At 68.2% G+C, this 12,855-nt stretch carries 13 protein-coding genes; 7 read left to right on the top strand and 6 right to left on the bottom strand.

Going from position 1 to position 12,855, the window contains the following annotated elements:
- Positions 1 to 139: 139 nt before the first annotated feature.
- Entirely contained in the window at positions 140 to 1,051 is a 912-nt protein-coding gene (locus OG381_RS04345) for an alpha/beta hydrolase (protein ID WP_327714752.1), read from the bottom strand.
- 307 nt (positions 1,052 to 1,358) lie between these two features.
- Between OG381_RS04345 and OG381_RS04340 the strand changes: the two genes are divergently transcribed.
- Positions 1,359 to 2,306: a quinone oxidoreductase family protein gene (locus OG381_RS04340; protein ID WP_327714751.1), complete on the top strand. Its 948-nt coding sequence runs from the start codon at positions 1,359 to 1,361 to the stop codon at positions 2,304 to 2,306.
- 225 nt (positions 2,307 to 2,531) lie between these two features.
- Positions 2,532 to 3,110 (top strand): TetR/AcrR family transcriptional regulator, encoded by a 579-nt coding sequence (locus OG381_RS04335; RefSeq protein ID WP_327714750.1) that lies wholly within the window; start codon positions 2,532 to 2,534, stop codon positions 3,108 to 3,110.
- 17 nt (positions 3,111 to 3,127) lie between these two features.
- On the opposite strand, the gene OG381_RS04330 is transcribed toward OG381_RS04335, so the two are convergent.
- Positions 3,128 to 4,912: an FAD-dependent monooxygenase gene (locus tag OG381_RS04330; protein WP_327714749.1), complete on the bottom strand. Its 1,785-nt coding sequence runs from the start codon at positions 4,910 to 4,912 to the stop codon at positions 3,128 to 3,130.
- A gap of 270 nt (positions 4,913 to 5,182) precedes the next feature.
- On the opposite strand from OG381_RS04330, the gene OG381_RS04325 reads away from it, so the two are divergent.
- From OG381_RS04325 to OG381_RS04305, 5 genes are all read left to right on the top strand, one after another.
- Positions 5,183 to 5,830 (top strand): VOC family protein, encoded by a 648-nt coding sequence (locus OG381_RS04325; protein WP_327714748.1) that lies wholly within the window; start codon positions 5,183 to 5,185, stop codon positions 5,828 to 5,830.
- Complete coding sequence (locus OG381_RS04320; RefSeq protein ID WP_327714747.1) at positions 5,827 to 6,666, top strand: fumarylacetoacetate hydrolase family protein; 840 nt, start codon at positions 5,827 to 5,829, stop codon at positions 6,664 to 6,666. The genes OG381_RS04325 and OG381_RS04320 overlap by 4 nt, the downstream gene beginning before the upstream one ends.
- Positions 6,659 to 7,501 (top strand): hypothetical protein, encoded by an 843-nt coding sequence (locus OG381_RS04315; RefSeq protein ID WP_327714746.1) that lies wholly within the window; start codon positions 6,659 to 6,661, stop codon positions 7,499 to 7,501. Before OG381_RS04320 ends, OG381_RS04315 begins: the two co-directional genes overlap by 8 nt.
- A gap of 115 nt (positions 7,502 to 7,616) precedes the next feature.
- On the top strand, positions 7,617 to 8,609 hold the full coding sequence (locus tag OG381_RS04310; protein WP_327714745.1) for a hypothetical protein: 993 nt from the start codon (positions 7,617 to 7,619) through the stop codon (positions 8,607 to 8,609).
- Positions 8,606 to 9,706, top strand: a complete 1,101-nt coding sequence (locus tag OG381_RS04305) for a zinc-dependent alcohol dehydrogenase (RefSeq protein WP_327714744.1) — start codon at positions 8,606 to 8,608, stop codon at positions 9,704 to 9,706. The genes OG381_RS04310 and OG381_RS04305 overlap by 4 nt, the downstream gene beginning before the upstream one ends.
- Before the next feature lie 27 nt (positions 9,707 to 9,733).
- On the opposite strand, the gene OG381_RS04300 is transcribed toward OG381_RS04305, so the two are convergent.
- The 4 genes from OG381_RS04300 to OG381_RS04285 are packed head-to-tail and all read right to left on the bottom strand — an operon-like array spanning position 9,734 to position 12,736.
- Positions 9,734 to 10,354 carry a TetR/AcrR family transcriptional regulator gene (locus tag OG381_RS04300; protein WP_327714743.1) on the bottom strand — a complete coding sequence of 207 codons (621 nt, stop codon included), beginning with the start codon at positions 10,352 to 10,354 and terminating at the stop codon, positions 9,734 to 9,736.
- A gap of 57 nt (positions 10,355 to 10,411) precedes the next feature.
- Positions 10,412 to 10,873 carry a MarR family winged helix-turn-helix transcriptional regulator gene (locus OG381_RS04295; RefSeq protein ID WP_327714742.1) on the bottom strand — a complete coding sequence of 154 codons (462 nt, stop codon included), beginning with the start codon at positions 10,871 to 10,873 and terminating at the stop codon, positions 10,412 to 10,414.
- On the bottom strand, positions 10,870 to 12,009 hold the full coding sequence (locus OG381_RS04290; protein WP_327714741.1) for a sensor histidine kinase: 1,140 nt from the start codon (positions 12,007 to 12,009) through the stop codon (positions 10,870 to 10,872). The genes OG381_RS04295 and OG381_RS04290 overlap by 4 nt, the downstream gene beginning before the upstream one ends.
- A gap of 22 nt (positions 12,010 to 12,031) precedes the next feature.
- Positions 12,032 to 12,736: a response regulator transcription factor gene (locus OG381_RS04285; RefSeq protein WP_327714740.1), complete on the bottom strand. Its 705-nt coding sequence runs from the start codon at positions 12,734 to 12,736 to the stop codon at positions 12,032 to 12,034.
- Positions 12,737 to 12,855 lie beyond the last annotated feature (119 nt).

Raw genomic sequence — 12,855 nt, 5'->3', positions numbered from 1 at the left:
GACCAAGACTTGCACCGGAAGAGCGCGCTGTGAGGGGGAAGAAAATTTCCCCTGTCTAATGGAACGCTGAGGGCTGGTCGCGCCGAACGGCACCGAAGCGATGCCTGCCGGGTGGGCGTGAGCACAGGCCTCGGCGGTGCTACAGGACAGCGAAGAACGTCACCATCTTGGTGATCGCTTGATCTACGTACTCGGGCACGTCGTACATGGCGATATGCGTCGCGCCTTCGACGACGAACAACTCCTTCGGCCCTTGGGAAAGCTCGTAGGCCTGGTCGCTGAACACCTTTGTATCCGCCTTGCTCCCTGCGATCAGGAGCATCGGTTGGGTCAGCAGTTCCGGGATCTGGTCGAACGCCGAGAAGGCGAACATCTTGTCCATGCTGGTCAGCAGGAAGCGGCCCTTCGAATTAGGGTGTTGGCCTCGGGGAGTCCTGTAGTAGTCGTATCCTTCGCGCAGGAGGTCCGGTGTGTTTTCGTTGATCTCCTTCAGCGTTTCCGGAACAAACGGGGCGTAGAGAGGTGCCTCTCCTCTCGCTTCCGCCGTGCGCTGCCCGGCAACCATTTCCAGCGTCCCGATCTGCTCGGCCACCGGGGACATGTGCCCCAGAAAGGCTCGGGAGCCCTCGCCCATGGGGGCCGCGCTGACGGTGGCCACCGCCTTGAAACGACGTTCGGTCTGTGCCGCGCTGATTGCGTAACCGCCCCCGGCGCAAATGCCGAAAACTCCCATCCGTTCGGAATCGACGAACGGAAGAGTGGTCAGAAAATCGGCTGCGCAGCGGGCATCCTCCACCCTGATCGTCGGGTCTTCCAAGAGGCGAGGTTCGCCGCCGCTCTCTCCCTGGTAGGAGGAGTCGTACACCACCGTGACGAATCCCTGTGCAGATAGCCTCCTGGCATAGGCTCCGATGGTCTGTTCCTTTACGCCGCCAGCCGGGTGGATTCCGACGAGAGCCGGATATTTCTCGTCGTCCCTGAAGTCGTCCGGCAGGTGCAGGTGTCCCGCAATTTCTACTTCTTTGTTCCTGAAGGAAACACTTCTGACCATGATTTCTGCCTCTTCCTCGGCCTTGGTCCGCCGTCAGGCGGTCCTTGTGCCATGGTTCGCCGAAGCCGGGATGATGTCTATTCATGGTGAGGGGGAAGAAACTTTCCCCTGGATATCGATCTCGTGGTAAGCGATTCGTCCCCCGAAGGGGACACGCGGGTGCCACGGGCCGTTCGACGCCGAGACAGTAAGGTAACTTATGGTCAGTGAGGGTCGGGCCCGTAGGGCGCGAAGCCCCGGTCGGCGGCACGGGAGGCGACCACGAGTGGGCGGAATGACCCCCTCCGAAACAGAGTTGGTCTCTGACATGAGCGAAGCAGTAGTAGCGAGCGCGTACGGCGGTCCCGAGGTGCTGTCGGTGATCGATGTCGCCGTCCCTGATCCCGGGCCGGGCCAGGTGCGCATCGCGGTCCGTGCCGCGGGCGTCAACCCCTTTGACCAGAAGGTGTACAGCGGCGCCTTCGGGACCGATCCCGCGAAGTTGCCCCTACGGCTCGGAGTCGAGGCGGCGGGCGTGGTGACCGCGGTGGGCGCCGACGCGACCGGCCCCGCCGGTCCGGTCGAGGTCGGCGACGAGGTGATCGTCTATCCCGCGCCCGGCGCGTACGCCACCGAACTCGTCGTCCCGGCCTCCTCGGTGGTACCGAAGCCCACGGTTCTCTCCTGGGAGCAGGCCGGCGGCCTGATGGCCGCCGGCGTCACCGCCGTGCACGTTCTCGAGGCGATCGGTCTGAGCAAGGACGAAACGGTGCTGATCCACGGCGCCGCAGGAGGGGTCGGCCTGATGGCCGTGCAACTGGCGGTGGCACGCGGCGCCACGGTCCTCGGAACGGCCAGCGCGGCCAAGCACGATCTGCTGCGAGACCTGGGAGCGACCCCGGTCGCCTACGGGCCCGGCCTGGCCGACCGGGTACGCGCGGCAGCACCGGAGGGCGTCGACGCGGCGGCCGACCTGGTGGGCACCGACGAGGCGGTGGACGTCTCCGTGGAACTCGTGGCGGACCGTTCCCGCATCGCCACCATCGCGGGGTTCGCGCGTGGGGCCCAGGCCGGCATCAAGCTCCTCGGCGGCTCGCCCGGCGCAGACCCGGGCAGGGCCATCCGTACCGCCGCCCGCCTGCGGCTCACCGAGGCCGCGGAGGCAGGGCGCCTGCGCGTCCTGATCGCAGGCAGCCACCCACTCAGGGAAGCCGCTGCCGCCCATCGCCAGATCATGACCGGTCGCACCAGCGGAAAGATCGTCCTGGTGCCGTAGACAACCGGATCCGTTCCGCCGACCGACGGCCGTGCACGGACGTCGTGGCTTCGGTCGGCAGACCGAGGTGCCTGTGTCCCCTGCCATCGGCAGGGGACACAGCCATGTCTGAACGCACGGCTATCTCGCAGGCCTCTCGCCAAGATCACTTCACTGCCGACAGGCCGGTCCAGCTCGCTGTCTACACTCAGTTGAGACGAGCTGAACCCATCAGAGGAGCCCGGGATGCCGCGGAACCGCCAGCAGATCCCCCGTGAAGAGCGGGCAGGTGATCTGCTCGCCGCGGCGACGGAGCTCTTTCTCTCCAAGGGCTATGCCAAGACCACGATGGCGGACATCAGCGCTGCCGCCGGTGTGGCCCGGGGCAATGTGTACTGGTACTTCGACTCGAAGGACGACATCTTCGCCGCGGTGATGGACCGGATGCTCAGCCGTGAGATCCGTACGCTCAGCGCGGAGCAGGCGGGCGCCGACCCGTTGAGCCGGCTGGTGCGGGGGCTGTCCGACATGCGCTATTCACGGCCGCTGCATCAGGCCATGCACGACCGGCTGCCGCATTCCGAGGCGGTTCGGGCCGCCCACAACACCTTCCTGGGCTGGATCGTGGGACTGGTCGACGAGGTCATCGCCGAGCACGGCCTCGACGGCGACTCCGGCATCGATGCCGCGCTCCTGCGCGACACCGTGGTGGCCGTGTTCGAAGGCGCTAACGTGCCCAATGACCGCAACAGACCGGCCCACGAGATGATCCGCCTCCTGATGGAATCCGTCCTGGCCGGGCATGCGCCGATCAGGAAGGAGTGACCGCCGAGCCCGGCGAGTCAGAGGTGGCGAGTGCCGACTTTCGCCGCGGCCGCCTGCGTCTCCATGACTGAGCCCGCGGCCGGATTCCCGGTCTTTGCCCCGCGCAGCCGGTCAAGCACCGCACCGGGGTGGGCCGGGGGCTGTTCGCCGCGCCAGGCGACGTGTCCGTCGGGGCGGACCAGCACCAGCGGCCGCCCATACAGCTTGGCTGCGGCCGGTTCGGTGAGACGCAGCACGGTCAAGGGCACGCCCTGCTGGTGTGCGGCTTCCAGTAGCGGTGTCGGGTCTGCCGGGCCGGAGACCACGAGGACGAAGCCGCGGCCGTAGTGGTCGAGGATCGAGCTGCCGTCGGGGAGCCAGGCGTGCGGTGCGCGGCAGCCGGGCCAGGTCGACGGCGCGTAGTCGTCCGGTTCGTCGGGCGGTTCCGGGGTGTTATCGGGTACGCAGATCGGGGAGGCGCGGTAGCGGTAGCCGAGCTGGATGCCCGTGCAGCGGAACTCCTTGCCCCGGGAGCGGCGGATCAGCTCACCCATCCGGCTGCGGGCCCGGTCGCCGTCCGCGTCCGCGCGGCCGAGTACGGCATCGGGTACGAGTTGGGCGTCGGACTTCCAGTTGGTGGATGCTTCGGTGACGTTGCGGACGGCGATCGGGCGCCGTTCCTGCTCGTAGCTGTCGAGCAGGGCCGGGTCTGCCCAGCCCTGGTGGACCGCGGCGAGTTTCCAGCCGAGGTCGACCGCGTCGCCGATGCCGGTGTTGGCGCCGAAGCCGCCCTTGGGCCACAGCAGATGCGCCGCATCCCCGGCAAGGAACACCCGGCCCGCGCGGTAGCTGGATGCCACCACGCAGTGCCCGCTCCAGGGCTGGGCGGCGAGGATCTCCACGTCGATCGGCGCGCCGACGGCTTCGTGCACCCAGGCGACCGCATCCCCGGGCTCTGGCTCGTCGTCCAGGTAGACCGAGAGCCGCCATTCGTCCACGCCGTTGACGACGGTGATGTAGGGCCTGCGCGCCGATGACAGGGTGTGGATCTGCACGGCCGGGCCGCCCAGCCGCTTACGGAGCAGGTCCAGCAGCTCGGGCGCACGGAAGTGCACCGCATAGTTGTGGCCCTGCGCGAACATGCCCTCGAAGGTGATGCCCAGCGCCCGCCGGACACTGCTGCGGCCGCCGTCACAGGCCACCAGATAGTCGCCGGACAGTGTTTCCGATGCCCCGCTCTTCACATCGCGCACCACGGCCAGGACACCGTCGCCGTCCTGCTCGAACGACTCCAGCCGCGCGCCGAACCTGATGTCAACCGAGGGCAGAGCGCGCGCCGTCCGTTCGAGCAGCGGCAGGAAGGAGAACTTGGACAAGAACGCGGGGCCCTCCGGCGTCAGCGAGCCGTAGATGCCGGGGGAGCGGTTGGTGACTCCGTAGTCGAACTCGGCCAGGACGTGTCCCGTCACCGACGTGGCGAACACCGTACGGTGCGGAAAGTCCGCAGGCGGCGCCGACTCCGAGCGCGCTTCTTCCGCGCAGCCCCAGCGCCGAAGATGTTCCATGGTGCGCGAGAAGATCGCCTCGCCCGCCGGGAACGGCACGCGGCCGTCGCCCTGATCGAGCACGGTCACCGGCACTCCGCGCCACCCCAGCTCGATCGCGAGCGCAAGACCCACAGGCCCCGCCCCCACCACCAGGACACGCCGGGATCCGCCTCTTGCATTGCGGTCAGACACAGGGGACCTGCCTTCCTGAACACGGATGGGATCGATCGCGACCCAACCTCTTGAACCCGGGTCAGAGTCGCATGCGCAACCCATTCCATGGAAGAGCTTGATTAACAGGCACCTGTCGATAAGAGTGTGCGGTGTTACGCTTGGCCCGAGTTCAAGAGGCAGGAGAACGTCGTGGTGTCTCCGGCTGAACGAAGCGAGGAGAGGCCGACATCGGCCGGCAGACGTCCATGTGTTCCTGGACCGCGTCCTCGACACCGTTCACCGGTTTCGCCACTTGGGCGGGCAGTGGCGGATCACGCACCGCACATCGAGGCCGTTGCACCCCAGCGTCTGACGGGCAAGGAGGCCCCCACGATGACGACGACTTCCCAGAGCACGGCCGCCGACGCGGCCACCGAGACCCAAGCTGTCGCATTGCAGATAGGCGAGGTCGTGCTGAAGACGGGCCGCTACGACGAGATGGCCGCCTTCTACACCCACGTGCTGGGGCACGGCCCGTTCTATGAGCGCACCCCTGACCCCGACGCCCCGCCGCGTCCGGCGGGGATGCCGGAGCGGGCGGTCGATGTCCGGCTGGGCTTCTTCCGTGTCCATGACGCCCCGCACGCCAGTCAGGTCCTGGCCCTGTTCGGCATCGACCGCCTGGCCGGGACCGACGCCTCGGGGCCGGGCCTGCATCACTTCCAGTTCGCCGTCGGCTCGCTGGGCGAACTCATCACCCAGGCCGAGCACATGGCAGCCTTCGGTGCGCGTCCGCACCGGGCGGCCAACCACGGCCAGGCCACCAGCTTCTACTACCGGGATCCGGACGGGAACATCGTCGAGTTCTCCTGCGCGAACTTCGCCACCACCGAAGAAGAGGTGGCCTTCATGTCCGGTCCTGTCTTCGCGGCGAACCCCTCCGGCCTGGAACTGGACCCCGAGCGTTTTGTGGCCCGTTACCGCGCCGGTGACCCCAAGGACGAGCTGCTGCGCCTCGACAATGCGGCGGTGGCGTTGTGACCAGGCTCGCCAGCACCGCCAAGGGAATCGGCAGGCTGGAGGATGAGGGCGAGAGCGTCGCCCTCCTCGACCTCGACGCGCCGGACCTCGGCGCCGCCCTGCAAGCGGGCCTGGACATCACCTCCCTCGCCACGGCCGCGGTCCGTAACCGGATCCCCGTGGCCCAGGCGCAGCTCATCGCCCCCGTGCCGAGGCCCTCCAAGATCTGGGCGGTCGGTTACGCCTACGCCGGCCATCGCACCGAGGTGGGATACGCCGGCAGGGCCGACGATCCGGTCATCTTCCTGAAGGCACCCTCCTCGGTGATCGGCACGGGAGAGCGGATCCGCTTTCCCAAGGCGGCCTCGGAGGAGGTCGACTACGAGGGCGAACTCGCCGTCGTCATCGGCACACGCGCCACCGACGTGCCCGAAGCGGACGCGTACGCGTTCGTCGCCGGCTTCACGATCTGCAACGACGTCAGCGCGCGCGATGTCCAAAAAGGTCGAGTTCCCGGCCGAGCCGCCGATGTCACCGCGGCCAAGAGCTTTGACACCTTCACCCCCATGGGCCCGGCCCTGGTCACGCTGGATGAGTTCGCCGATCCCGATGACCTGCACCTGCGCACCTGGATCAATGGCGAGCTGCGCCAGGACGCGCGGACCTCGCAGCTCATCCACCGGGTTCCAGCGCTGGTCTCCTACCTGTCGCGCCAGACGACCCTCGAACCCGGCGACGTGATAGCCACCGGAACCCCGGTCGGAGTCGGACACAAACGAGGCCTGTTCCTGCGGTCAGGTGACGAGGTCCGGATCGAGATAGAGGGCATCGGCACCCTCACGAACACCTGTGCCTGACAAGCCGATCGGGCCGACAGAGGGCAGCGTCCGCCAAACAGCACCCGGCGGCCATCACGAGCCGGCGGTCTTCCCACAGGAAGCGATGAAAATGAGTAGTGACATCAAGAACGATTTCGGTGGCGGAAACCCGTGGAACTACATCCAGCCGTGGGACGAGGAGCGCTTCGGTCCGGAAGTTCACGACGAGGGTCAGCGGACCAAATGGGAGATGGCCATGGCCATCGCCGGCGGACTTCCCTATATCTGGCAGGAACTGGCTCGGCCGATCTCCGAAATCGTCTACGGCCTGCTCGAACTCCGCCCCGGAGACAAGGTCCTGCTCATCGGTGAGGGCATCGCACCGGCCGGGTGGCTCGAGGACATGCGCGCACTCGTGGGACCGGAGGGCGCCGTGGACGAGGTCGAGATCATCCAGGACGGACGGAAGGCGGTCCTGGGCCGGATCCCCGGACGCAACGGCCAGACCGGCTGCTGGCGTTGGGACTACGCCGACTCGCTGGCCGACGAGTCCTACGACTGCGTCGCCGTGCTCCAGGCCACCCAGCACTCCGACGACTGGAAGGAGACGGCCGGGGACCTGCTGCGTGTGATGAAGCCGGGCCGTCGCATCGTGCTGGCCGAGGCGGTCCTGAAGGGATCGTCGTTCTACGCCCGTATCGACGCCGATGTCCATCTCCGGCAATGGTTCGACAAGCTCTTCCAGCACGTTCCTGCGGAAGACATTCCCTATTACTCCGGCGAAGAGATCCGCGACGCATTCGGAGACACGGTCGACAGCCCGCAGCTGATGGAATGGCGCGGTATCGAGATGTTCTGGGGCCGAAAGAAGTAACAGCACCGGCGCCACCCATCGCGCCGACAACCCGATCCTGCCACGTTCCGGACAGCGGGATCGCCTCACAACCAGAGCCGCATTACGCGACGCCACCCCGAACAAGGAGGTTGCCGTGAAGGTCAACGAGGACCTCATGGTCATGGCATCGGACCAGCCACTGCAGAGCGTCGTCCGCGACGAACACCTGCTGCTGGCGCCGCCGCATCCGTCCAAGGTGCCCATGAAGCTGTGGGACGAGCAGCCGCCACTGACCGTGGTGCACTACCCGCAGGACTACCAGGACGAGGCGTACGCCCCGCCCCGCGGTGTGTACGAGAACGACGAGATCCGCGTCGAGTGGCAGAAGCTCGACGGGCGGCAGCCGTTCTACCACCGCAACTGCGACGTGGACGAGCTCTGTTACCAGATCGCCGGCGAGCGCACCCTGATGACCGAACTCGGCGTGGTCGAGCACCGGCCGGGCGAGTTCTCCCGCATCCCCCGGGGCGTGGCCCACGACAACTACAGCCGCGCCGCAAGCCACTTGTTGTTCTACATCCCCGCACCGGTCGCCGAACTCGTACCGGCTCAGCGTGAGTCCCAGGCGGTGTTCCCGCCGTTTCCCGGCTGGCAGCCCGCCCCGGCCAACGAAGCCGTCAGCTGGAACCTGGGCACCCCCGGCCGCGACATCACCATCTTCGGGGTCGACGAACAGCAGCTGCTCGAACACGTGCACAGTGACGACCGCCGGATCCAGGTACTGCGCCCCGACCGTGCCCAGGACACCACCTGGCTGTACGGCACCGAGCGCGTCCGTATCGGTCTCGTCACCAGCGTGCCCGGCGCCGAACGCCGCTACCGCCGTACCCTCGACGCCGACGAGATCCAGTACCAGGCCAACGGCCACCGCACCCTGATCACCCAGCACGGCGTCGTCGACCTCGAGCCCGGCGATTTCGTGCGCATCCCGCTCGGCATCTCGCACGCCGACGTCGTGACCGAGGCAGGCGATTACGTCAGCCTGCTCTCGCGCAGCGAGGTTCCGCAGGTCGCCAAGACCTCCCGTACCGCCGACCAGTACTCACCCGAACGGCTCGCGGCCCTCGACGCGGAGGCCCACTCATGACCACGATGCTCGCCCTGCGCGCCCACCGCGACGCCGGCACCCTCGTCCTGGAGGACGTCCCCGTCCCCGAGCCCGGCCCGATGGACGTTGTGGTGCGGGTCGCCGCCGCCGGTCTGGCCCCTGGCATCATGCGCCTGCTCAAAATGGGCGCGTTCAAGCATCTGCCCACCACCCTCGGCTTCGAGGGCGCCGGCACGATCGCCGCCGTCGGCAGCGACGCCACCGGCGTCCACGTCGGCGACCGGGTCCGGGTCCACCCCTTTCTGAACTGCCGTACCTGTATCTACTGTCGTACCGACCGCGACATGATGTGCGCGCAGCAGGCATTCATGGGCTACGCCGCCTTCAACGACACCGAGATGCCGCTCTACGCCGACTACCACAACGGCGTCCTCGCGGAGTACGTGCGCCTCCCGTACTGGCTGGTCGACCCGTTGCCGCGGTCGGTCCCCTTCGACGTGGCGGCCAAGGTGCACACCTTGGCCAACGCCGTACGGGCGTTCAAGTGGGCCGAGCTGCCGATGGGATCCACCGTCGTCGTCACCGCCGCGACCGGTGCCATGGGCACTGCGACGGTCAAGCTCGCGAAGCACTTCGGTGTCGCCGAGCTCATCCTCGTCGGCCGCCACAGAGACCGGCTCAAGGCCGTCGCCGACCTGTCCGGTGGCGTCCCGGCCGGCATCGTCGCCCTTGACGAACTGCCCGACGGCTGGGCGGACACCCGCGCACTCGCCGGGCGACTGCGCGAACTGGCACCGGGCGGAGCACACGCGGTCCTCGACTACGTGCCCGACGGGCCGGTCACCGGCCAGGCCATGGCCGGGCTCGCGGCCGGCGGCGCACTCGTGCACATGGGAGGCAACCAGACGCCGCTGCCGCTCTCACCGATGGCCATGATGATGAACATGTGGAGGTTCGTCGGTACCCGTACCTGTACCCGGAACGACGCGCTGGAAGTTCTGCGTCTGTTGGAGACCGGTGCCCTCACCGCCGATGAGCTCATCACGCACCGGTTCCCGCTCAGCGATGCGTTGGGCGCCTTCGACGCCGTCCAACGTCGCGACGAACCCATGTGGATGCCCGTGATCAACCCTTGACCCGGGGCGCGCGTCCTCGGAACAGGATTATGGCTTCCGGTAGCTGACGGGGCGTAGGCCGTGGAGGGCGTTGTCGACGATCTGCTCCGCCAGTCCGTCAGGGAGGTCGGGGTCATTGCGTGCGAACGAGCGGATGAGCAGGGGGCCGACGAACATGTCGATGGCCAGTTCCAGGTCGACGTCGGCGTGGAGTTCGCCGTTGAGCCGGCCCCGTCGGAGGATCTCCAGCCCGAGGTCGCGCCGGGGCGTGATCACGGTGGCATGGTAGGCGGCCCAGATCCTGGGGCTGCTTCTCATCTGGGCGTGCGCGTTGTGCAGGATCGCCGACGAACGGCCCGCCAGAGCGCGTTGGCGCAGTGACTCCAGCAGAACGACCAGGTCGTCCCGCATGGACGTACCGGGCAGTTCGCGCTCGGCGGGCTCGGCGGCACGCATGACGTCGACGAACAGTTGCTCCTTGTCGCTCCAGCGCCGGTAGATGGCCGCCTTGCCGACGCCGGCGGAGCGTGCGATGCGTTCGATGGAGATGTCGGCCAGCGGGACGCCGTCCTCCAGGAGCTTCATCACCCCCTCCAGGATGGCCTGTTCCACGGCCTCGCTGCGGGGGCGGCCGCGGGTGGGTCGGTACGGTGACGGACTGCTTTCCATATCTCTTCCTCGCGTCGACGCGCCGCAGCCGACAGGGCAACCGCTGCTCAGCCAGGGCTAGTTCAAGGAGCGGCTGTCGATGGCGAGGGCGTCGGGGTTCAGTTCCTCGACCAGTCGGTACAGCAGACGGTGAATGGTGTCCTTGTCCTCGGGGGAGAGCGGCGAGGTCGTCTCCTGTTCGATCTGCCGGGCGATCGACGCGGCACGACCGGCCGTCGCGTGTCCCTCGGCGGTCGCGAACAGGCGCATGCTGCGGCGGCTGGTCGGATGCGGTTCACGTCGCAGCAGTCCTCGCTCGACGAGCTGGCTCACCGCGACTCCCATGGACTGGGCCGTGATGCCGGAGCGGCGCGCGATCTCCGCGGCGGACACCCCCGGCGTCCAGAGGACCTGCTGCAGAGCGTTGTGCTGAGCCAGTGTGAGGTCCTCCGCGCGCAGCGCCCGCTCCAGTCGTCCGGCGATGATCTGGGAGAACTGCCAGGTGAGATATCCGGTGGTGGGGAACGTCGCGTCGGTCACGGCCGCAGTCTACGAGAGGGCGGGGTGCTGCCCTCCAGGGCGGGTTCCTGCGGGAGGCGCAAGGTGAACGTTGCTCCGTTGCCCGGCCCGGGGGATTCCGCGGTGAGGTCTCCGCCGTGGGCCCGGGCGATACCGCGGGCGATGGTCAGGCCGATGCCGCTGCCACCGGCGGCAGTGGGGCGGTGGGGATGGTTGAGGCGTTCGAAGCGGTGGAAGATGCGCTCGAGGTCATGTCCGGCGATGCCGATGCCGTCGTCGGTGACGCGGACGATCACCTGGTGCGCGGGAGACGGTTCGGTGTGCACGGACAGCGCCACATGCCCGTGCCGGTCGCCTGCGACGAGTGCGTTGCCGAGCAGGTTCACCAGGACCTGGGTGATGCGGTCCGGGTCGCAGCGGGCGACGACGGGTGTGTCCGCGTCAACGACGAGGGTCACCATCTGGTCGTCGTACTGGGGACGCAGTCGCTCGGCCGTTGCCCGTGCCAGCGTGGCCACGTCGGTGGGCTTGCGGTCGAGGTCGAAGGCGCCCTCCTCCGCACGGGACAGGCTGGAGAGGTCGCCGGCCAGGCGCTGCAGCCGGTCGAGGTCGTCGGCGAGGGAGGCGAACATCGCCTCGTCGGGGGTGAAGATGCCGTCGGCGATGCCCTCGATCTGGCCGCGCAGGATGGTGATGGGGGTGCGCATCTCGTGGGCGACCTCGGAGATCAGTCTTGCTCGGCGGCGCTCGGTGTCGGCGAGGGCCGCCGCCAGCTTGTTGACGTCCTGTACCAACGCTGCCAGGCCCGGCTCGCTGGGCAGTTCGAGGACGTCGTCGTAGTGTCCCTCGGCGAGCCGGGCCGTGGCGACGCGCACCCTGTCGAGCGGGCGCAGCAGAAACCGGGACAGGGCGTAGGACGCCGGGAACGCCGCGGCTACCCCGGACAACAGGCCGACCTGCACGACGAAGTCGCCTTCGATGTCGTCGAAGTCGAGCCACACCTCGATCAGGGCGCTGATCATCGCCATGGCCAGTAGTGCCAGGAGGAGCACCATGACATGGGAGAGCACCAGCCGGTTGCGCAGCGACAGTCGGGCCTGGACGCGACGCAGCCGCGCACGGTACCCGGGGTGGGCCGGGAAGCGGGAGGGAGACATGGGTGGGTGTCCTTCCTGGCCGCTAGGCAGGGCGCCCGATGAACCGGTAGCCGATGGAGCGAACGGTGCCGACGAACCGGGGTGCGTTCGCGTCGTCGCCGAGCGCGCGTCGCAGGGTGCGGATGTGTACGTCGACGACGCGCTCGTCGCCGAAGAAGTCCTCGCCCCACACCTGGGCGAGCAGGCCACGCCGGGTGAAGACCCGCCCGGGGGCCCGGACCATCGCGAACAGCAGATCGAAGTCGAGGGCTGACAACTCCACCGTCCGGTCGGCGTCGACGAGGACGGTTCGTGTCTCGGGATCGACGGTCAGTCCGTCGAAGCGGAGCACGTCGTCCTCTTGGGCCGTCTCGGCGCGGTTGTCGGTGCGTCTGAGAATCGCGCGCACCCGCAGTGCCAGTTCGCGAGGGCTGAACGGCTTGGTGACGTAGTCGTCGCTGCCGGTGGTGAAGCCGATCAGCCGGTCGACTTCCTCGTCGCGGGCGGTCAGCAGGATCACCGGGATCTGGCTGGCCTCCCGGATGCGGCGCAGGACCTGGAATCCGTCCAGTCCCGGAAGCATCACGTCGAGCACGACGAGGTCCGGCCGGTCACGGGTGACGGCCTTGAGGGCGGAGGGTCCGTCCGCGGCTTCGACGACGTGGAAGCCGTCCGATTCCAGGTAACCGCGCACGGTCATGCGGATCTTGGGTTCGTCGTCGACGACCAGAACGCGCTGCGTACTCATCGTGCTCGCTTTCGGTCGCCGAGGGGGAGGGGCAGGGGGCGGGGGAGGGCCGTCAGGGCCGCGGGGCGACCGATGGCCCGGAGGCGGAGGCCTCGAATGTGGCCAGCGTACGGTGCGTG

The organism is Streptomyces sp. NBC_00490 (genome assembly GCF_036013645.1).
Taxonomy (GTDB): Bacteria; Actinomycetota; Actinomycetes; order Streptomycetales; family Streptomycetaceae; genus Streptomyces; species Streptomyces canus_F.
Note: the sequence above shows the minus strand (reverse complement) of the source record. Positions and strands in the feature narration are given on the sequence as shown.